General features: G+C 30.4%; 18 protein-coding genes. 5 read left to right on the top strand and 13 right to left on the bottom strand.

Features of this window, described 5'->3' with window-relative positions; translation table 11 throughout:
• Positions 1–27 precede the first annotated feature (27 nt).
• From ETU10_RS00555 to smpB, 5 genes are all read right to left on the bottom strand, one after another.
• Positions 28–1,101 carry an iron-containing alcohol dehydrogenase family protein gene (locus ETU10_RS00555; RefSeq protein ID WP_146309315.1) on the bottom strand — a complete coding sequence of 358 codons (1,074 nt, stop codon included), beginning with the start codon at positions 1,099–1,101 and terminating at the stop codon, positions 28–30.
• A gap of 4 nt (positions 1,102–1,105) precedes the next feature.
• A complete protein-coding gene (locus ETU10_RS00550; protein ID WP_246118402.1) occupies positions 1,106–1,795 on the bottom strand; it encodes a 3-deoxy-manno-octulosonate cytidylyltransferase in 690 nt (229 codons plus the stop codon).
• A 199-nt stretch (positions 1,796–1,994) separates the two neighbouring features.
• A complete protein-coding gene (locus tag ETU10_RS00545) occupies positions 1,995–3,389 on the bottom strand; it encodes an OmpA family protein (RefSeq protein WP_146309313.1) in 1,395 nt (464 codons plus the stop codon).
• Between the two features lie 107 nt (positions 3,390–3,496).
• A complete protein-coding gene (locus ETU10_RS00540; RefSeq protein WP_146309313.1) occupies positions 3,497–4,891 on the bottom strand; it encodes an OmpA family protein in 1,395 nt (464 codons plus the stop codon).
• A gap of 61 nt (positions 4,892–4,952) precedes the next feature.
• A complete protein-coding gene (gene smpB / locus ETU10_RS00535; RefSeq protein WP_146261244.1) occupies positions 4,953–5,411 on the bottom strand; it encodes an SsrA-binding protein SmpB in 459 nt (152 codons plus the stop codon).
• 46 nt (positions 5,412–5,457) lie between these two features.
• Between smpB and ETU10_RS00530 the strand changes: the two genes are divergently transcribed.
• Positions 5,458–7,080 (top strand): ABC-F family ATP-binding cassette domain-containing protein, encoded by a 1,623-nt coding sequence (locus ETU10_RS00530; RefSeq protein ID WP_146291302.1) that lies wholly within the window; start codon positions 5,458–5,460, stop codon positions 7,078–7,080.
• A gap of 47 nt (positions 7,081–7,127) precedes the next feature.
• Here the strand turns inward: ETU10_RS00530 and ETU10_RS00525 are convergent, their stop codons facing one another.
• A complete protein-coding gene (locus ETU10_RS00525) occupies positions 7,128–7,646 on the bottom strand; it encodes an NUDIX hydrolase (protein WP_146309312.1) in 519 nt (172 codons plus the stop codon).
• Positions 7,647–7,830: 184 nt separating this feature from the next.
• Here ETU10_RS00525 and tpx point away from each other — a divergent pair, with 184 nt between their 5' ends.
• Positions 7,831–8,331, top strand: a complete 501-nt coding sequence (gene tpx / locus ETU10_RS00520; protein ID WP_146309311.1) for a thiol peroxidase — start codon at positions 7,831–7,833, stop codon at positions 8,329–8,331.
• Positions 8,332–8,391: 60 nt separating this feature from the next.
• Here tpx and ETU10_RS00515 read toward each other — a convergent pair whose 3' ends face one another.
• The 4 genes from ETU10_RS00515 to ETU10_RS00500 all read right to left on the bottom strand — a co-directional run bounded on the left by ETU10_RS00515 (position 8,392) and on the right by ETU10_RS00500 (position 13,416).
• Complete coding sequence (locus ETU10_RS00515) at positions 8,392–9,801, bottom strand: radical SAM protein (protein ID WP_146309310.1); 1,410 nt, start codon at positions 9,799–9,801, stop codon at positions 8,392–8,394.
• Between the two features lie 282 nt (positions 9,802–10,083).
• On the bottom strand, positions 10,084–10,284 hold the full coding sequence (locus ETU10_RS00510; RefSeq protein ID WP_146261249.1) for a hypothetical protein: 201 nt from the start codon (positions 10,282–10,284) through the stop codon (positions 10,084–10,086).
• Positions 10,285–10,292: 8 nt separating this feature from the next.
• A complete protein-coding gene (locus ETU10_RS00505; protein ID WP_146309406.1) occupies positions 10,293–11,036 on the bottom strand; it encodes a prolipoprotein diacylglyceryl transferase family protein in 744 nt (247 codons plus the stop codon).
• A 109-nt stretch (positions 11,037–11,145) separates the two neighbouring features.
• Entirely contained in the window at positions 11,146–13,416 is a 2,271-nt protein-coding gene (locus tag ETU10_RS00500) for an aconitate hydratase (protein WP_146309309.1), read from the bottom strand.
• A gap of 230 nt (positions 13,417–13,646) precedes the next feature.
• On the opposite strand from ETU10_RS00500, the gene ETU10_RS00495 reads away from it, so the two are divergent.
• Genes ETU10_RS00495 through ETU10_RS00485 form a run of 3 tightly spaced genes read left to right on the top strand, consistent with a single transcriptional unit; the run spans position 13,647 to position 17,044 of the window.
• Positions 13,647–14,702 carry an NAD-dependent epimerase gene (locus tag ETU10_RS00495; protein ID WP_146309308.1) on the top strand — a complete coding sequence of 352 codons (1,056 nt, stop codon included), beginning with the start codon at positions 13,647–13,649 and terminating at the stop codon, positions 14,700–14,702.
• Positions 14,703–16,013, top strand: coding sequence for a nucleotide sugar dehydrogenase (locus ETU10_RS00490; RefSeq protein ID WP_146309307.1), 1,311 nt, complete (start codon positions 14,703–14,705; stop codon positions 16,011–16,013). It begins immediately after the preceding gene.
• A gap of 17 nt (positions 16,014–16,030) precedes the next feature.
• A complete protein-coding gene (locus ETU10_RS00485; RefSeq protein ID WP_146309306.1) occupies positions 16,031–17,044 on the top strand; it encodes a glycosyltransferase family 2 protein in 1,014 nt (337 codons plus the stop codon).
• On the opposite strand, the gene ETU10_RS00480 is transcribed toward ETU10_RS00485, so the two are convergent.
• From ETU10_RS00480 to ETU10_RS00470, 3 genes are read right to left on the bottom strand one after another with little or no spacing between them, the layout of a single operon-like run.
• The gene (locus ETU10_RS00480; protein WP_146309305.1) at positions 17,045–17,932 is read right to left on the bottom strand and encodes a glycosyltransferase family 2 protein; all 888 of its coding nucleotides are present in this window, start codon (positions 17,930–17,932) and stop codon (positions 17,045–17,047) included.
• A 7-nt stretch (positions 17,933–17,939) separates the two neighbouring features.
• Complete coding sequence (locus ETU10_RS00475; RefSeq protein ID WP_146309304.1) at positions 17,940–18,917, bottom strand: glycosyltransferase family 2 protein; 978 nt, start codon at positions 18,915–18,917, stop codon at positions 17,940–17,942.
• A gap of 10 nt (positions 18,918–18,927) precedes the next feature.
• Positions 18,928–20,484 (bottom strand): glycosyltransferase family 2 protein, encoded by a 1,557-nt coding sequence (locus tag ETU10_RS00470; RefSeq protein WP_146309303.1) that lies wholly within the window; start codon positions 20,482–20,484, stop codon positions 18,928–18,930.

Below are 20,484 nucleotides of genomic sequence, written 5' to 3'. Positions count from 1 at the left end.
GATTTGTTGGTAAATATTGTCTGATTTTTACATTTCTTCGTATAGCGCTCTTAATTTTTCTTTGGTCATAATTTTTTGCCAATCTTTGCCTAATGCATTCTCCCATAAAGGCACCATTCCATAAGAAACATTGATCATAATATCGAATTGCTCGTCTGATAACCCCTTACATATCCCTTGAGGTATTTCTATTTTATTCTTTTCTACCATGTATTTAAACTCTTTTACACCTTCCGGATAATATTTTTCCAATCGATCAAATACAATACAGTTTCCTACTCCATGATGTGTCCCTAATAAGTACGATAAACCATAACTAACTGCATGAGCAATCCCTACCTGTGAATATGCAATACTCATACCTCCATGCCATGAAGCCATCATTAAATCTTCATCGGATTCATCGTCCCATTCAGATTTTTGTACATATACTTTTTGACATAGATCTAATGCTTTCTCTCCATAACTTTTACTAAATGCATTTAGATAGGTTCCTGTAAGTGATTCTATACAGTGTATATAACAATCCATTCCTGTAAAGAAGGCTTGATTTTTTTCAACACCTTTGGTAAGTGCTGGATCTAAGATTACTTGATCAAACGGTGTAAAATCGGAATTTATCCCTAACTTTCTTTCAGGACCTGTTAATATACAAGTACGTGAAACCTCCGCCCCTGTTCCACTTATGGTTGGTATACCTACATGATAAACAGCCGGATTTTTCACTAAATCCCATCCTTGATATTGTGTGGATGAACCTTCATTGTTCATCATGATGGCTACAGCTTTTGCCGCATCCATAACACTTCCTCCTCCTATACCAATAATTCCCGAAACAGTTCCAAATTCTTCTTTTAAATTATCTCTTATTTCATCAATTCCTTTGGTTTTAGGTTCATCTGTGGTATCTATATATATGATTATATCTTTGCCTTGTAAAGGAATATTTTTACTTAATTCTTTCTCTTTAAAAACTTTATCCACTAAAAATATAAATGGACGTTCTTTATTTCTTTTTTCTTCAATTATCTCGGAGGTCTGGTCGAAACTTCCTCTGCCATATACTACGCGAGGAACCATTGGAAAATTTCTAAATTTCATAGGTTTAAAATATTTTATTTTCTTGTTCTTTTATTATCTTATTAGCTAATTCAAGATCCTCTGGAGTATCTATTTCCACTCCAACAAAAGTCGTTTCAATTACTTTTATTCTCATTCCGTATTCCAAATACCTTATACACTCTATTTTCTCTGCTGTTTCATTTTGTAGCATTGGTAATTCGTAAAAGCTTAGTAACGCTTGCTTTCTAAAGGCATATACACCTACATGTTCATAATAATTTGCAAGTAATGTCTTTTCTCGTGGATATGGAATAACCGAGCGTGAAAAATATAATGCATAATTATTTTTATCTTTAACAACCTTTACATAATTAGGATCTTCTATAATTTTTGGTTCATTAATTTCTCTTATTAAGGTGGCTACATCCACCTCATTCTTATCGTCTTGTCTAAATACCTGGATCAATTTTTCTAACGGATCTCTTTTTACAAAAGGTTCATCACCCTGAATATTAATTACTATATCACAATCTAAATCTTTAACGGCTTCAGCAATCCTATCACTTCCAGTTTCATGTTCTTGTATACTCATGATTGCCTTTCCTCCATTCCTAGTAATTTCATTGTGAATAATTTCTGAATCTGTAACCACAAAAACATCATGAAAAAGCCCAGTTTCTTTAGCATTTTCATACGTCGATCTTATGACTGTTTTCCCACCTAACATTCCCATTAATTTTGCAGGAAATCGTGATGCAGCATATCTAGCTGGTATAACTGCTATAATTTTTAAATTCAACTTATTTCAATTTATAGATACAAAGTTAATTAAATAGTATTTATATTTTTTGAAATAATAATTAAAAAGCCATCTGAAAAAATCAGATGGCTTTGTATAAAAAAATTAAATTTTAATGTTTAAAAAAGTATTATTATTTTTTAACTTTTACTTCTTTTTCAATTACAGGTTTTTTACCTGTTTCTTGACTGATAATCACTACTCGTCTGTTAGCTTTATCACAAGCTGCTTGATCTGGATATAGGATATTTCCTTGATCATTTCTCTTAGTATTGATGTCTGCTTCTGTACATAAGTAGTTGGTTTTTCCAAATCCTCTTGCAGTTAATCGATCTTTAGCTACTCCATCTTTCACTAATTCATCCAATACTGCTTGTGCTCTTTGTTTAGAAATTCTAAGGTTTACTGCTGCTGATCCTACTCTATCGGTATAACCATCTACATAGAATTTTTGTCCTTCAAAGCTTCTATCGTTTAACATATCTGCGGCATCTTTTACCAATGGTAAGGATTCCTCTGTTAACTTAGCACTGTTGAATTGGAAATTGATATTTTTTAATTTTTCTGTTACTATTTCAAAAGTATATGGACATCCATTATTTTCTTTTGGTCCATATTGAGTAGGACATTGATCGTCAACATCTGGGATTCCATCGCCATCTGTATCCGGACATCCTTGGAATTCTGCCAATCCTGCTTCGTTTGGACATCTATCGTCTATATCCGGGATTCCATCACCATCTGTATCCGGACATCCTTGGAATTGTGCCAACCCTGGAGTATCTGGACATCTGTCTTGATCATCTGGAATTCCATCACCATCTCTATCACTTATTACTATCACTTCTTCTATAACTTCAGGCTTTTTAGCTCCAAATTTGAAGATCAAAGAGGCTGAATGTTGGAAGAAGTTTGAATAATCTGTGGATTGATTGGTTACCCAGTTATACTGAGATTCTATATTAATACCAAAGTTCTTTACGATCCAAAAGTTAATCCCTACTCCTCCGTTTAATACAAACATGTTGTCTTTTCCGGTAAATTTACCTCTTAGTACATGTTCTTTTTCTGGGTTGTAATCATTATCGTAAGATACATATGGATGATTCTCATCTATTTTTATTCCGTCGTAAGAATATTTATGATAATTGGCGCCTACGCGTACATAGGGATCTAACCATTTCATCGTTTTGGACTCACTCAATGGAGAGTATCGTAGACCTAATCCTGCCAATACGAAGAATTCATCTTGAATATTCATTCTTTTATTGTCTACTTCTCCTAAAGACACTTGCATGTCTACTGCCCAGTTTTTCGCAATGCTTCTTGCTACCGTTAATTTTGATAATGGAAAGGTAAAGCTGTAGTCTTTTGTATCAAAGTACCCGTCAAAGACTCCTCGTACTGATGTATAGTCTACTGCATGTGATCCAATTCCTATATACCACTTATCTGTAGTATTCTGCGCGAATACAGTCGATGCTATCATACTAGCCGCTACTGTAACTAACAAATTGAACTTTTTCATAACTAATAAATATAATTTATTTCGCGCAAAGTAACACTAATTTTATGAAATAAACAAAAAAACCACCCATTTAATGGGTGGTCATATTAAAATTTTGAAGTATATTATTATTTTTTAACTTTTACTTCTTTTTCAATTACAGGTTTTTTACCTGTTTCTTGACTGATAATCACTACTCGTCTGTTAGCTTTATCACAAGCTGCTTGATCTGGATATAGGATATTTCCTTGATCATTTCTCTTAGTATTGATGTCTGCTTCTGTACATAAGTAGTTGGTTTTTCCAAATCCTCTTGCAGTTAATCGATCTTTAGCTACTCCATCTTTCACTAATTCATCCAATACTGCTTGTGCTCTTTGTTTAGAAATTCTAAGGTTTACTGCTGCTGATCCTACTCTATCGGTATAACCATCTACATAGAATTTTTGTCCTTCAAAGCTTCTATCGTTTAACATATCTGCGGCATCTTTTACCAATGGTAAGGATTCCTCTGTTAACTTAGCACTGTTGAATTGGAAATTGATATTTTTTAATTTTTCTGTTACTATTTCAAAAGTATATGGACATCCATTATTTTCTTTTGGTCCATATTGAGTAGGACATTGATCGTCAACATCTGGGATTCCATCGCCATCTGTATCCGGACATCCTTGGAATTCTGCCAATCCTGCTTCGTTTGGACATCTATCGTCTATATCCGGGATTCCATCACCATCTGTATCCGGACATCCTTGGAATTGTGCCAACCCTGGAGTATCTGGACATCTGTCTTGATCATCTGGAATTCCATCACCATCTCTATCACTTATTACTATCACTTCTTCTATAACTTCAGGCTTTTTAGCTCCAAATTTGAAGATCAAAGAGGCTGAATGTTGGAAGAAGTTTGAATAATCTGTGGATTGATTGGTTACCCAGTTATACTGAGATTCTATATTAATACCAAAGTTCTTTACGATCCAAAAGTTAATCCCTACTCCTCCGTTTAATACAAACATGTTGTCTTTTCCGGTAAATTTACCTCTTAGTACATGTTCTTTTTCTGGGTTGTAATCATTATCGTAAGATACATATGGATGATTCTCATCTATTTTTATTCCGTCGTAAGAATATTTATGATAATTGGCGCCTACGCGTACATAGGGATCTAACCATTTCATCGTTTTGGACTCACTCAATGGAGAGTATCGTAGACCTAATCCTGCCAATACGAAGAATTCATCTTGAATATTCATTCTTTTATTGTCTACTTCTCCTAAAGACACTTGCATGTCTACTGCCCAGTTTTTCGCAATGCTTCTTGCTACCGTTAATTTTGATAATGGAAAGGTAAAGCTGTAGTCTTTTGTATCAAAGTACCCGTCAAAGACTCCTCGTACTGATGTATAGTCTACTGCATGTGATCCAATTCCTATATACCACTTATCTGTAGTATTCTGCGCGAATACAGTCGATGCTATCATACTAGCCGCTACTGTAACTAACAAATTGAACTTTTTCATATATAAAATCTAATTTTTATCTGCAAAGTAACGTTATTCCCAAATAAAAGACAAACAAATATTAATATTTCTTTACCAATCTATTAATATTTCTTTGGGTTTCTCTTTCTTTTATTGTTTCTCTTTTGTCATATATTTTTTTACCTTTAGCTAAATATATTTCTATTTTTGCTAATCCTTTATTATTTAAATATAAACGTGTAGGAACAATAGTTAACCCTGATTCTTTTGTTTTTCTTAAAAGTTTGTTAATTTCTTTTTTATTCAACAGCAATTTCCGTTCCCTTTTTATTGAATGATTGTATATGTTGCCAAAAAAATATTCATCTATAGTCATATTTATTACATACAACTCATCATTTATAAATTGACAGAAACTTTCAGCTATACTGGCTTTACCTAATCTTAAAGACTTTATCTCTGTTCCTTTTAATACTAGCCCCGCCTCATATTTATCTAACAATTCATAATTGAATCGTGCCTTTCTATTTAATATATTTACTCTGTTCTCAAATTTCATAATCAGACTTTTTCTTATTACTTTTGTACAAATTTATTAAAAGTATATGCTTACAGTATCAAATTTGTCTTTACAATTTGGAAAAAGGGTTCTCTTTGATGAAGTAAATATAAAATTTACTAAGGGAAATTGTTATGGAATTATCGGCGCTAATGGGGCTGGAAAATCTACTTTTTTGAAAATCCTCTCTGGAGATATTGATCCAACTACCGGGCATGTAACTCTTGAAACTGATAAAAGAATGTCTGTCTTAGAGCAAGATCACTTTGCTTACGATTCATATTCTGTCTTAGAGACTGTCATGAGAGGAAACCAAAAGCTTTTTCAAATTAAAGAAGAAATGGATGCTTTGTATGCCAAGCCTGACTTTTCGGATGAAGACGGCGTTAAAGCTGGTGAATTAGGAGTTATCTTTGAGGAAATGGGGGGATGGAATGCTGAAGCGGATGCTGGTACTTTACTATCCAACTTGGGTATTAAAGATGATCTTCATTATAAAATGATGTCTGAACTTGAAAATGTAGATAAAGTTCGTGTGTTACTAGCACAGGCATTATTTGGAAGTCCTGATGTGTTAATTCTTGATGAACCTACCAATGATCTTGATATCGATACTATCTCATGGCTTGAGGACTTTTTAGCTGAATATGAGAATACTGTAATTGTTGTATCGCACGATAGACACTTTCTTGATGCTGTTTGTACTCACACTTGTGATCTTGATTTCAGTAAATTAAATCTGTATACAGGTAATTATTCATTCTGGTATCAAGCCAGTCAATTAGCTACTAGACAACGTGCTCAACAAAATAAAAAAGCTGAGGAAAAGAAGAAAGAACTTCAAGAGTTTATCTCTAGATTTAGTTCAAATGTCGCAAAGGCAAAACAAGCAACTGCGAGAAAAAAAATGTTAGAAAAGTTGAATGTTGAAGATATTAAGCCTTCTTCTAGAAGATACCCAGCTATAATTTTTGAACAGGAAAGAGAAGCAGGAGATCAGATCTTGGAAGTTAAAGGGCTAGAAAAAACTAAGGATGGTGAACTGCTTTTTAGTAATATTGATTTAAATCTTAAAAAGGGAGATAAAATTGCTGTCCTTTCTAAAAACTCATTAGCTATTAATGAATTTTTTCAAATTATATCCGGGGAGGTTGATGCAGATAAAGGTACTTATACATGGGGAGTAACAACCAAACAAAGTTATTTACCTTTAGATAATACAAAATATTTCCAAACGGATGATAATTTGGTTGATTGGCTTAGACAATATGTAAATACAGATGAAGAAAGACATGAAGAATATATCAGAGGATTTTTAGGTAAAATGCTTTTTAGTGGTGATGAAGCTTTAAAATCTTGTAAGGTTCTTTCTGGTGGTGAGAAAATGCGTTGCATGTTTTCTAGAATGATGTTGTTTAGAGCTAATGTTTTAATGCTCGATGAACCTACCAACCATTTGGATTTGGAAAGTATTACAGCGCTAAATAACTCTTTGGTTAATTTTAAAGGAACTCTTTTACTTTCTTCTCATGATCATGAATTAGTTTCAACAGTTTGTAATCGTATTATTGAACTTACTCCTAAGGGAATTATTGACCGTTACATGACTTACGACGAGTATTTAAATGACCCTAAAGTAAAAGAATTAAAAGCTCAATATTATAGTTAAAATCTTTAAATTTTGGCTAAAAAAACCTTCCAAATTTGGAAGGTTTTTTATTTATTTTTCATTATTAGGCTTAGGGATTTTTTCTGGCTTTCAAAGGCTAATTCTTCTAATTTAATTTCATCTAAAGACTTCCAAACAAATCCTTTTAATTCCAATGAATCAAAATCTGTAATTTCTAGTTTATCATCCCTATACAAATAAAATAAATCAATGGTATTGTACAATATTTCTTTGTATAAATAGGTATTCGGATTGGAATTTAGATACTTCAATTTTGATTCATCAATAGAAATATTCAATTCTTCATTTAATTCTCTCTTACAAGCATTTTCAGCCGTTTCCTTTGGATCGATAAATCCTCCAGGCAAATCCAACATCCCTGCTTGAGGATTTTTATTTCTAACTGTAAATAAAATTTTATCTTTATTTTGAATAATCACTGCTACCGCCCCTGCTACATTATGATAATATTCAAAATTACAGCTAGAACATGTAATTTTGCTTTCGTTCTCAATTCTTAACTTAGAATTTTTACAATTGGGGCAATATTGGAAGCTAGATTTCATAAATGCTTATTTTTTACATTCAAATTTAGCATTTTCTATTGTATTCCTTATTTGTTAATCATAATTTTTTTCTAAAGTATTATTTCTTTTTTATAGATAATTCCATATACTATTATTAGTTATTTAATATAATTGGAATTATTTTTGAGCATCTTTCTATACAAAATTTAAAATTGAAATTATTATGGCAACTGTTACTTTAAAGGGTAGTCCAGTTCGTACTTCTGGTGATTTACCTAAGGTGGGGAACAAAGCTCCTGATTTTACATTGGTTTCTTCTGATTTGTCTGAGAAAAAACTATCCGATTTCGTTGGAAATAAAATTGTTCTAAATATTTTTCCTAGTATTGATACAGGTACTTGTGCTATGTCTGTTCGCACTTTTAACAAGGATGCATCTAGTTTAGATAATACTGTGGTATTGTGTATCTCTAAAGACTTACCATTTGCCCAATCTCGATTTTGTGCTGCAGAAGGTTTAAATGACGTAATTAGTTTATCTGCATTTCGTTCCGATTTTGGAAAGGATTACGGTCTTGAATTTGCTGATGGTCCTTTAAAAGGTTTATTGAGCAGGGTTGTAATTGTTTTGGATGAAGCAGGAAAAATTATTTATGAGGAGCAAGTTTCGGAAATTTCTCATGAACCTAATTATGAGAGAGCTATTGCATCTTTAAAAAAGTAGTTAGAATTTTCATAAAAAGCCATTTATTATAGAGTAAATGGCTTTTTATTTTTCCTATTTTTAAAATGTAAGAGAAGCTTTTTTTCTTAATTCTTCTAAATACTCTTTTTTTTCATCTCTATAAAATAGATTCATATTTTCAAAAGGAATAATTTTCCCGTCTTTATCTACTATATGAACACAGGATTTTTTTACTGCTCGCACATCAAAGTCATAGGCATCCATAAAATTCATGATGATAATTCTAAATAGATGGTCATATTTTAATCCTGGTGCTGAAATTTGTGGCAAACAACATAGTAATTGATTAAATTCTCCTTCTGCTTTATCTACTGATATCCCAGTACTAAAAATCTTAATTAATTTATCCCGCATTACTTCACTCTGCTCATATATAATTGTATTCTGGGTTTCTGTATTCAATAATTCTTTAGGATCTATGTAACGGGTAAGTGGAAATTTTTCTCCTCCTAGTTTTAATACATAACCCATCGCCAAAGCATCCGGATTACAGGGAACAGGAATTATATCATTGGGCTGAAAAACATCGGTTTGAGTTAAAATATTATTTCGAACCTCTGTAAGCGTTAATCTGTTTTTTAATGATTCCGGTGTATTTCTTCCTGCTATTTGAACGGGCTGAAAGGTTACTCCTCGCACACATTTTTGTTTAAGGGCAAAGTCAATAATTTTACCCGCTTCATCATCATTTAAACCTTTTTCCATGGTAACCACTAAGGTGGTACTTAGATTTAGTTCATTTAGTTTATCCAAGGCTTTTTCCCTAACTTCGGTTAAATCTTTCCCTCTCATCTTTTGAAGCACTTCTGGTTTAAAAGAGTCAAACTGAAGATAAATTTCAAAATCTGGCATATAGGTAGCTAACTTTTCCGCAAATCCTGGATCTTGTGCTATTCTTATCCCATTGGTATTTAACATAAGATGTTTAATGGGTTTGCTTTTGGCTATATCTAAAATTTTGAAAAATTCAGGATGTATGGTGGGTTCTCCTCCACTAATTTGAAGAACATCGGGTTCTCCTTCATTCTCTACCATTATATTTAACATCTTTTCTACTTCTTCAACAGTTCTATGATTTCCATAATGAGGGGAAGACATGGCATAACAGGTAGGGCAAGTTAAATTACAACGATCTGTAATTTCTATAATGCTTAAACAACTATGTTGTTCATGATCGGTACATAATCCACAATCATAGGGACACCCATACTCAATAGGTGTATTAAATTTTAGTGGCATCTCTGATGCCTTGTTATAATTTCGAATATTTTTGTAATAATCTATATCTGTGGCTAGTAATACTTTATGTGTTCCATGTTCCGGACATTTTTTTATCATGTATACATTTTCTTTTTCAAAGACTATTTTAGCTCCTATCCTTTTTAAACAAGTAGGACATAGACTAATGGTATAGTCATAATAAGTATATTTTCTAACAGGATTTGCCATAATAATTTTCTATAATATAGTTAATTTATAAAGAAAAAATTGCGCTACAGAGTAGACTTGAAAGTAATAATGATATTCCTACGGCTAGTAATGCATATAAAGTTATTTTTAATTCCCCTTTATATGTTCTCTTTCGTAGAATTTTAATTAATATGATTAGGCATGTAGATATCAATACTAAAATAGCTATGAATATTATCAAAAACAACAAAACTACAAGCGATGATATTGTCCCTCGAACATCCATTGTTTTACATTACTAAAATTTATTTTTGATGTACATTACCTTAACCACCCACATAAAATACTGGTAAGGAGTAAAGATACCCCTGATAATAACAAACTTATAAGAGTAATCTTCAACCAAGTTTGTTTGGCTTTATTGCCTATTTCTGATAATACCATGGTAATAAGTCCACAGATAATAAATAATACAAAAAAAGCAATCATGGCATAAAAAAATACAATTCCTAAATCATTCATTAATGCAACTAATTTTTAAGGTTCAAAATAAAGCGGTTATAATATAAAAATCCTATTAAACAGGCTATTTGAATACTTCCTAATCCTAAAAAATATCTCCAACCTGGCTTTATAAAATCTAGTAAAAAGCGAAAAAGTAGATAGAAAATCATGAATAATTTAAATAAATCTCCACTTTTTAATTCATATTTTTTCTGTATTTGTCTCAGAATAATCCAAATTGCAATTAGGTAAATAATTTCATATAAAGTTACCGGATGCCTGAATATATGATCTCCTAAGTCCATTCCCCAAGGTAAGCTAGTAGGAATGCCATAAGTTTCTTCATAAATACCTGCAGAAAAACAGCCTAAGCGTCCTATAATCATAGCTAAAAGCAATGGATAAACAAATAAATCACCGGTACTTCTTTTTTCTTTTACTATTTTTTTTGCTAATTCTACACCTATTAAACCTCCCAACAAACCTCCTACTAGGGTTTTATTTGTTAAAAAGAAAAGTACTGGATATTGGGTTTCTCTCCATTTTGGAACATTTTCCATAGCACCCAGAACATGTGAACCAAAATATGCTCCAAAAGTGGCACCAATTAAAATAACTAAAACAGGAATAATATCCATCTTTTCTGCCTTCTGTTTTTTTCGAAGATACCAATAATATCGAGATCCTAAAAATATTCCTAAGGATTCAAAGATTGTATGATATAAAATGGGGTAACCAAAAATAGTAATTGAGGCAGGAAATTCAAACATAGTAAACAAAACGGTGTAATTTATTAATTTATTTTCTTTCTTTATTTTTCTTCATATAACAAAAAACACCGGATATACCGGTGCTCATTTTGTATATATATTTTATTATTTATTTTTTTGCTTCGTTTTGTTTAATTAGGTTTAATGCTGAACCGGCTTTAAACCATTCAATTTGTCCTTGATTATAAGTATGGTTGGTTGTAATTATATCTTTACTTCCATCTGAATGAATCAATTCAATATTTATTGATTTACCTGGAGAGAATTGGTCTAGATCTAAGAAATTGAAAACATCGTCTTCCTTAATTTTATCATAATCTTCTGGATTAACAAAGGTTAATGCCAACATCCCTTGTTTTTTTAAATTGGTTTCATGAATTCTAGCAAATGATTTTACTAATACTACACGAACTCCTAAGTGTCGGGGTTGCATTGCAGCATGTTCTCTAGAAGATCCTTCGCCGTAATTATTGTCTCCTACAATGATCGTAGATATACCTTCTGATTTATATTTTCTTGCTGAATCTGGAACCGATAAGTATTCACCACTTATTTCATTTTTAACTTTATTGGCTTCCATATTAAAGGCATTAATAGCACCTATTAATGTATTATTAGATATATTATCTAAATGTCCTCTAAAACGTAACCATGGTCCTGCCATTGAAATGTGATCCGTCGTACACTTTCCATAAGCTTTAATTAGTAATCTGGCTCCTGTAATATTTTTCCCGTCCCAAGCCGGAAAGCTTTCAAGCAATTGCAATCTTTCAGAAGCTGGCGCAACTTCTATTTTCACCCCAGAACCGTCTTGGGCTGGCGCTTGATATCCCGGGTCATCAACCTCAAAACCTTTGGGTGGAAGTTCGTTTCCTTCGGGTGCATTTAGCATAACTTCTTCACCTTTTTCATTTAATAATTTATCTTTTCTAGGATCAAAGGTTAAATCCCCTGCAATGGCTATAGCTGTAATTAATTCAGGCGAACCTACAAATGCATAGGTATTAGGGTTACCGTCAGATCTTTTGGCAAAATTTCTATTGAAAGAGTGAACTATGGTATTCTTTTCTTGTTTATCTGCTCCTTCTCTGGCCCACTGTCCAATACATGGTCCACAAGCATTAGCAAAGACTTTACCACCAATTTTTTCAAATGTTTCTAAATAACCATCTCTTTCTACGGTGTAGCGTACCATCTCTGAACCTGGAGTAACGGTATATTCAGCTTTGGATTTAATCCCTTTTTCAACGGCTTGTTTTGCTATAGATGCTGCTCTAGATATATCTTCGTACGATGAATTTGTACAAGACCCTATTAAACCCACCTCAACTTTTAAAGGCCAACCATTCTTTTCTGCTACTTCTTTCATTTTAGAAATTGGTGTTGCTATATCTGGTGAAAATGGTCCGTTAAGATGTGGCTCTAAAATATTTAAGTCAATTTCAATCACTTGATCAAAATATTGTTCTGGATTTGCATATACTTCTTGATCTGCTCGAAGATCTTCTTTTATATTATCTGCCAAGGTAACCAATTCTGATCTGCCTGTGGCTATCAAATAATCAGCGGCATTTTTATCATACGCAAATAAAGAGGTTGTAGCTCCAATCTCTGCCCCCATGTTACATATAGTTCCCTTACCTGTGGCTGATAATGATTCTGCTCCTTCTCCAAAATATTCAACTATACATCCAGTTCCACCTTTAACTGTCAACAAACCTGCTACCTGCAAAATGATATCTTTGGGAGACGTCCATCCATTTAATTTACCTTTCAATTTAACACCAATTAGCTTAGGGAATTTTAACTCCCAAGGCATACCTGCCATTACGTCTACCGCATCAGCACCTCCCACTCCAATAGCAATCATTCCTAAGCCTCCAGCTGTTGGTGTATGCGAATCCGTCCCTATCATCATTCCTCCTGGAAATGCATAATTCTCAAATAGTACTTGATGTATTATTCCTGCACCAGGCTTCCAAAATCCGATTCCGTATTTATTGGAAACTGATGCTAAAAAATTATAAACTTCATTGTTCTTATTTATTGCTTCTTGTAAGTCCTTATCCGCTCCTACTCTTGCTTGTACTAAGTGATCTGCATGTACAGTACTAGGAACTGCTACATTTTTTTTACCGGCTTGCATAAATTGCAACAATGCCATTTGTGCGGTTGCATCTTGCATAGCAACCCTATCTGGTGCAAAATCCACATAAGATTCTCCTCTACTAAAGGCTTCTTGTGGTTCACCTGAATATAAATGAGAATATAAGACTTTCTCCGTATAAGTCAATGGTTTTCCTAAAATTTTTCTTGCTTTTTCAACTCTTGATTGATAACGGCTGTACACCGCTTTAATCATATCTATATCAAATATCATATCTTGAATTATTTGTGTTTAATTGGAACTAATTTACAATTTAAATTCATCCTTTTATATTCATTTATTAAAAATAAAATTAATTTGTAATCATTCTAAATAATTGAATGTCACTATATATGGTTTTTATATTTCTATTTTTTTTAGCTCTATTTTTAATTTAATTTTTAATATTAGATTTTAGCTTGCTTTTATAAATTAAATAATAGTAATTTTGTTAAAATTAATTTATGAAGATCCTTATAACTGGAAGTGCAGGATTTATTGGTTACCATCTAACTAAAGTTTTAGCGACTAGAAAAGATGAAATTTTTGGTTTAGATTCTTTGAATGAATATTATGATGTAAACCTAAAATATGGAAGGCTAGAAGATTTAGGAATTCACAGATGTAATATTTCTTACAATAAAATAAATAAAAGTAGCTGTCTATCTAATATATCTTTTATTCAATTAAATTTAGAGGATAAGGAAAATTTAGATTTACTTTTTAAACAAGAGCAATTTGACTATGTTATTCATCTAGCTGCTCAAGCTGGTGTTCGTTATTCATTAGTAAATCCACATGCCTATATTGATTCTAATATCATGGGTTTTATTAATATTTTGGAATGCTGCAGAAATTACAAAATAAAACATTTAACTTATGCAAGTAGCTCAAGTGTATACGGCTTAAATGGTAAACAGCCCTTTTCAACTCAGGACAATGTAGACCATCCGGTAAGTTTATATGCTGCAAGTAAAAAAAGCAATGAACTAATGGCTCATACTTATAGCCACTTATTTAATTTACCTACAACTGGTCTTCGTTTTTTTACTGTATATGGTCCTTGGGGTAGACCTGATATGGCTTTATTTTTATTTACCAAAGCAATTATAGAGAATCAACCTATCGATGTATATAATTTCGGTAATATGCATCGTGACTTTACTTATATTTCTGATATTGTAGAGGGGATTGTTAAGGTTAATGATCATCCTCCTAAGGGAAATGAATTATGGAATTGTAAGAAACCCGATCCATCTTATTCCACAGCTCCTTATAAAGTTTATAACATTGGAAATAGCAAACCAATCAAACTTTTATATTTTATTGAATGCATAGAGAAAGAGCTTGGAAAAGAAGCTTTAAAAAATTTATTACCGATACAACCTGGTGACGTTCCTTCTACTTATTCTGATATTTCGGATTTAGTTAGAGATTTTAATTATAAACCTAAAGTTTCTGTTGAAGAGGGTGTTAAGAATTTTATTACATGGTATAACGATTTTTATAAAGCTAAATAAATGGATTTTAATCCAAATAAAATAAACATCACTATTATTGGTTTAGGTTATGTAGGCATGCCTTTGGCTTTAGAATTTTCAAAAAAATATAAAGTTATTGGATTTGATATTTCTTGTAAACGTATAAACGAACTAAAGGAATGTAGGGACATTACTTTAGAAGTTTCTGTTGAAGAATTATCTAAGGTTATAATAACAGATATTGAGGATCTGAAAAATAAAAATGGATTCTATCCTACAAATAATATTGAAGAAATTAAAAATTCAACTATCTATATAGTGACTGTTCCTACGCCTATAGATGTTTATAATAAGCCTGATTTGACCCCCCTAATATCTGCTAGTTCTACGGTTGGAAGTGTAATTAAAAAAGGAGATATTGTCATTTATGAATCTACTACCTATCCTGGATGTACAGAGGATGATTGTATTCCTATTATTGAAAAAGTTTCTGGATTAAAATACAACATTGATTTTTTTGCTGGTTATTCTCCTGAAAGAATTAATCCTTCGGACAAGATAAATACTTTGACTAAAATTAAAAAAATCACTTCTGGTTCTAATCCTAAAATCGCTGAATTTGTAAATAATTTATATTCATCAATTATAACTGCTGGTACTTATAAAACATCCAGTATTAAGGTTGCAGAAGCTGCAAAAGCTATTGAAAACGCACAACGTGACATCAATATTGCTTTCGTAAATGAACTTGCTAAAATATTTAATTTACTTAATATTGATACTTCTGAAGTTTTAGAAGCTGCAGGTACTAAATGGAATTTTTTGCCTTTTAAACCTGGATTGGTCGGTGGACATTGCATTGGTGTAGACCCCTATTATTTAGCCCAAAAAGCGATAGAAGTAGGTTACCATTCTGAAATTATATTGGCGGGTAGAAAGCTTAATGATAGCATGGGAGAATATATTGCTTCTACAGTTATTAAGTTAATGATTAAGAAGCAAATTCATATTTATAATTCTTCTGTATTAATTTTAGGAATTACCTTTAAAGAAAACTGTCCGGATGTTAGAAATACTAAGGTTATTGATATTATCAGATATTTACAAGATTATTATATTAATATTTCTGTTTATGATCCTTTAGCTAATGCTGAAGAAGTGAAAAATAAATATAATATAGATGTATTTAATAAAATTCCTGATCATACTAATAATTTTGATGCAGCAATTTTAGCTGTTGCTCATAATGAATTTAAAACATTCAATATTAAAAAATTTTTAAATAAAGATTCTGTCATTTATGATTGCAAATCTTTTTTTGAAAAGGATATTGTGGATTCAAGACTTTAAACTTTTAAATATATATTATGCTTTCATCTAATCAATCTTTACCTTTAATCACTGTATCTATCCCTATTTATAATTGTGAAAAATATATTGAACGATGTATAGGTTCTGTTTTAAGACAGACTTATTCAAACATAGAAATTTTATTGATTGATGATAAAGGTATTGATAGTAGTTTACATATAATAAAAAAGATTCAAGCTGAATATCCAACAAAGATTAGGATTATTGAACACTCCAAGAATTTAGGTCTATCGATCGTTAGAAATACTGGCATAGACAATGCTAAAGGTGAGTATATTTTTTTCCTTGATTCTGATGATGAAATATCTTCTGACTGCATTCAAAAATTATATGATAGGGCTTCTTCTACAGGAGCAACTCTTACTATTGGACAAACTATGGCTATAAACACTTTTTCAAATGCAAAATATCCTATTTTTAAATTCGCTCCAAGTCTAGATTTTATTGATAATAATAATACAATATTATGTAATTTTTGTAAAGGAAAATGGGCTGTAAGTGCTTGGAATAAACTTATAAAAATTGATTTTATAAAAAAACATAAAATCTACTTCGTCGAAGGGCTGTTCTCTCAAGATGAATTATGGTCCTTTCATTGTGCTATAAAATTAGATAGCATTACTTTTTTAGATGAATATACTTACTATTATTATTTACATGGTGAATCTATTATCTTTAATAAGACGAAGCGGAATTTTGAAAACCATCAAACAATTGTAGAATACTTTACCAAAGCTTATGATAAACAAAATGCTACACGTAAAAAATATATTTTAAATCATATTATAAAGTTTAAGGAAATTACCCTAACGATGCAATATCAAGTAATGGGTAAGGATATTAACTATTGGGAGATAAATTATTCTCGTTTAAAAAAAGCTCCTTCTTTATCTCTATTTGATTATTTTTCGAACTCCTTCTCTAAGGATATAAAAAAGAAAAATCTTTTTCAAAATTTACCTTCTTCTCTTGGCTATAAACTTTACAAATGGAGGTTTGAAAGAACTTGATTATTTATAAATATTTTTTACCTCTTGAAAAGGAATGTGCTTTATCATTAATAAAATTATCCATATTCTTTCTATATAATTTTTGTTGTCACTCCATACTAATTCTTTATATGCTCTTTTTAATATATCTCGTCTTTGATCTTTGGTAAAATAATTAAAATAATTTTTAATTATATGTTTTTTGGTTAGATACATTGCTTTCGTTTTCTCATTCATTCCAATATTTTTATTCCCTGAGATACTTGATTTAGACATTCTAAAGTATACTACTGCATTATTTATGGAATAAATATCTCCACACTCCGAAAATTCTATCCAAGCCAAATTATCACTTCCAAAAGCTAATGGAAAACTTTTAAATCCATATTTTAAATACTTTTCTCTGGAAAATATATATTCAATAAGTGAACTTCTTGTTTCTCCCTTTATTTTTCGTACATATGCAGATGTTGACAACTCTTTTGTAGGATGTTCGTATTTCTTTGATATTGGATTATCATTTTCATCGATTTCTATTGTAGAAAATTTAACTACAGAAATATTATCTTTCTGAATTTCTGGTAAACTTTTGTAAAACTCTTCTATACAGTTTTCACTTAATGTATCATCATCTCCTAGTATCATAATCCATGGTTCTTCATTAGATAATTGAATGCATCGATCCCACTGCTTAACTAAATCTATACCTCCTAAGTTATTATCAAATTTTTTATATATAATATTATTGTTTGTTGAAAATTTATCAATAATTAATTGGGGATCATCCGGACTATTGTCATTACCAATATAAACAGTAAATTCCTTATTAGTTTGCTTATTTAAAGACTCTAAAGTTCTTTCAAAGAAATCTATTTTATAGTATGGAATTATTATAGCTAATTTTTGCATGATTACTCTATCTTAATTTTCGAATTAGATAATAAATAAAAAAATTGGAAAATAATAATTGCATATATTTTTTTTTGAATCCTTTTTGGGATTGAATAATTATATTTTTATTAATTGAGTCAAAAGCTCTTTTAAATAAATCTCGTACATATTTTTTTTGAGTTTGTGATGATTTATTTTTCAGCTTATGCTCGTATAATTTTATATAACTATTCAGTTTATTCATAAAAAAGATCTCAAAATCTATATCTATATTTTTATACAATTCATTTTTTTTTATAAATTCTCTATTTAGTATTTCCGTTTCTAATGGAGTTATTGTTTTTAACGAAATTTTTGATGTGCATGAATCCTTATTTCTTACATAGTAATAAACTCCAGAATTAAACCCAATAAAACCTGCATTGTAAATTAATCGTCTTCCAACATATTCATCATAATTTAACCATGGTTCTTTTTTATAATATGAAAATGATTGAAAAACTTCTCTTTTATATAAACATCTAAAGGCATACTTAAATCTAATAACAGTAGCTTTAACTGCTTCCTTAGCGGTTAATATATTTTTAGGCTGTGGACGAGATTCTAATAAATCCCCCTCCTCATCCATAATTACGACTTTAAATAGACTAATTCCCCAATCTGGATTTTGCTTCATAGAAATAACTGCTTGTTCAAGAGCATCTTCCCCTAACTTATCATCATGATCAAATGTAAGTATATATTTCCCCTTAACTACTTTTTGACCTGCAGCCAATGCATTATGAGCTCCTCCTTCATTATTTTTATTTATTATTATAATTCTATTATCTTCTTGTTGATACTTTTTTAATAAAGATAATGTTTCATCTTGAGATCCATCATTTACACAAATTATTTCTATCTTCTTATAAGTTTGTTTTTGTACTTCTTTTATTGCTGAGTGCACAAAATCTCCTGAATTATAAAAAGTTATTATAACGCTTACCAAGGGGGTATTATCCATAATTATTATCTTAACTGTTCCATGATGTAGAACTATTTGCCATTTCTATATAATATTTTTCTTCTTCTGATAAGTTATTTTTATCTAAATACCAGCCACCATGTTTTGCTTCATAATTACCAGACATTCTAATTCCACTATAAAAACGTCCTGTTTTTTCATAATCATACTTCGGAAAGTATAGTGCAAAAGTTGTATCTATTTTTGCTAAATATTGATTCTCTACTATGTTATCTTTCCAATATTGAGATTCCCATTCAATTACTTTTTTTCTATTTTCATAGTATTCTGGAATATCCTTAATATTTAAAGAAAATCCCACTTTAGTTATATTTTTATGCTTATTTAAAATATGAATCATTTTCAGCATAAAATCTTTAGGTAAGTTCTCATTGGGGATAATATCTGAATCTGTAACTACATAATATCCTGATGAGTATTTAGAATACAAATTTTTATCGTTCCAAAATACCATATGTCCTTCGTTATACTTCATTCTTTCAACAACAACAGAATTTGGTAGTTTATTGTAGTACTCTAATAATGGTAAATAAGTAGAATTATTATCTACTATAATTATATTTTTAAAATTTCTTCTCAATAAGAAATCAACTAGTTTTTGCGTGTCTTTTAATCTATTATAATTAATTATTATAATTGGAATTGTTAATGGATCTTTTAACTGTTCTCTTACTTTTTTATTTAAAAACTTTATTAGTGTAATTATTCTATAATTGTATATTACTTCGCTCCAAAATCTTTTTTTTAAAATTTTTGATATTATTAATCTTAACTTTCTATAAAAACTAAATAATTTCTTGTTATAAAATTTTTTGTACTTGTCTTGAGAAATAATAATATCTATTAGTTCAGGAGATAGACACTCTTGAATTACTTTCTTTCTTTCTTTACTGATTAATTGATTTTGAATTTCTAAATCTTGTTTATTATCTAAATAGTGATCAGAAATTATAATGGGAACATATTCATAAGAAACATCTCTTTGAATTTTCATTCTTAAAAAAAAATCCCATTCATTGACTTTTTTCAGATCTTCTTTAAAAAAAGTTTCTTTTAATAAAAGATTCCTTTTAATAAAAACTGAACCTGGATATAAAGATGATTGTATAAGAAAATTTATTGTTAATCTTTCTGGTGGATTAATAATCTCTAGATAATTTTTCTCTGAAATTAATTTTGTGTCTCCAGATATTAGATCAGAATCGTATTTTCTATAAGTTCCAAAAAATAAATGGAAAATATCCTTACTATGTAATATATCTTTAGTTCCATCTAAAAGCAATAAGTATTCCCCTGAACAACGTTCTATTGCATTATTTATTAAATTAGATTCAGATACACTATTCTTATCTTCTATTTCTTGATATAAAAATCTATCATCTGTATTTAAAATAATTGTTAAAAGCTCTTTTCCTTCATTGCTTGTAAGAAAATAAGAATCAATCAACACACATTCCCAATCAGAATATGTTTGCACTCTAATTGACTGAATAAGTTTTAGTAATTTTTCTTTTTGAAAAATATTTTTAATTAATATAGAAACCAT

Origin of the sequence: Apibacter muscae (assembly GCF_007845595.1) — a bacterium.
GTDB classification, from domain to species: Bacteria; Bacteroidota; Bacteroidia; order Flavobacteriales; family Weeksellaceae; genus Apibacter; species Apibacter muscae.
This window is presented reverse-complemented; position numbering and strand designations above follow the sequence as displayed.

Excerpts from the sequence above, each read along its gene's own strand:
- ETU10_RS00545 (WP_146309313.1), bottom strand. The coding sequence starts at position 3,389 with ATGAAAAAGTTCAATTTGTTAGTTACAGTAGCGGCTAGTATGATAGCA.
- smpB (WP_146261244.1), bottom strand. The coding sequence starts at position 5,411 with ATGAAATTTGAGAACAGAGTAAATATATTAAATAGAAAGGCACGATTC.
- ETU10_RS00530 (WP_146291302.1), top strand. The coding sequence starts at position 5,458 with ATGCTTACAGTATCAAATTTGTCTTTACAATTTGGAAAAAGGGTTCTC.
- ETU10_RS00510 (WP_146261249.1), bottom strand. The coding sequence starts at position 10,284 with ATGAATGATTTAGGAATTGTATTTTTTTATGCCATGATTGCTTTTTTT.
- ETU10_RS00475 (WP_146309304.1), bottom strand. The coding sequence starts at position 18,917 with ATGGATAATACCCCCTTGGTAAGCGTTATAATAACTTTTTATAATTCA.
- ETU10_RS00495 (WP_146309308.1), top strand. The coding sequence starts at position 13,647 with ATGAAGATCCTTATAACTGGAAGTGCAGGATTTATTGGTTACCATCTA.
- ETU10_RS00540 (WP_146309313.1), bottom strand. The coding sequence starts at position 4,891 with ATGAAAAAGTTCAATTTGTTAGTTACAGTAGCGGCTAGTATGATAGCA.
- tpx (WP_146309311.1), top strand. The coding sequence starts at position 7,831 with ATGGCAACTGTTACTTTAAAGGGTAGTCCAGTTCGTACTTCTGGTGAT.
- ETU10_RS00555 (WP_146309315.1), bottom strand. The coding sequence starts at position 1,101 with ATGAAATTTAGAAATTTTCCAATGGTTCCTCGCGTAGTATATGGCAGA.
- ETU10_RS00550 (WP_246118402.1), bottom strand. The coding sequence starts at position 1,795 with ATGGGAATGTTAGGTGGGAAAACAGTCATAAGATCGACGTATGAAAAT.
- ETU10_RS00515 (WP_146309310.1), bottom strand. The coding sequence starts at position 9,801 with ATGGCAAATCCTGTTAGAAAATATACTTATTATGACTATACCATTAGT.
- ETU10_RS00505 (WP_146309406.1), bottom strand. The coding sequence starts at position 11,036 with ATGTTTGAATTTCCTGCCTCAATTACTATTTTTGGTTACCCCATTTTA.
- ETU10_RS00525 (WP_146309312.1), bottom strand. The coding sequence starts at position 7,646 with ATGAAATCTAGCTTCCAATATTGCCCCAATTGTAAAAATTCTAAGTTA.
- ETU10_RS00470 (WP_146309303.1), bottom strand. The coding sequence starts at position 20,484 with ATGGTTTCTATATTAATTAAAAATATTTTTCAAAAAGAAAAATTACTA.
- ETU10_RS00485 (WP_146309306.1), top strand. The coding sequence starts at position 16,031 with ATGCTTTCATCTAATCAATCTTTACCTTTAATCACTGTATCTATCCCT.
- ETU10_RS00490 (WP_146309307.1), top strand. The coding sequence starts at position 14,703 with ATGGATTTTAATCCAAATAAAATAAACATCACTATTATTGGTTTAGGT.
- ETU10_RS00480 (WP_146309305.1), bottom strand. The coding sequence starts at position 17,932 with ATGCAAAAATTAGCTATAATAATTCCATACTATAAAATAGATTTCTTT.
- ETU10_RS00500 (WP_146309309.1), bottom strand. The coding sequence starts at position 13,416 with ATGATATTTGATATAGATATGATTAAAGCGGTGTACAGCCGTTATCAA.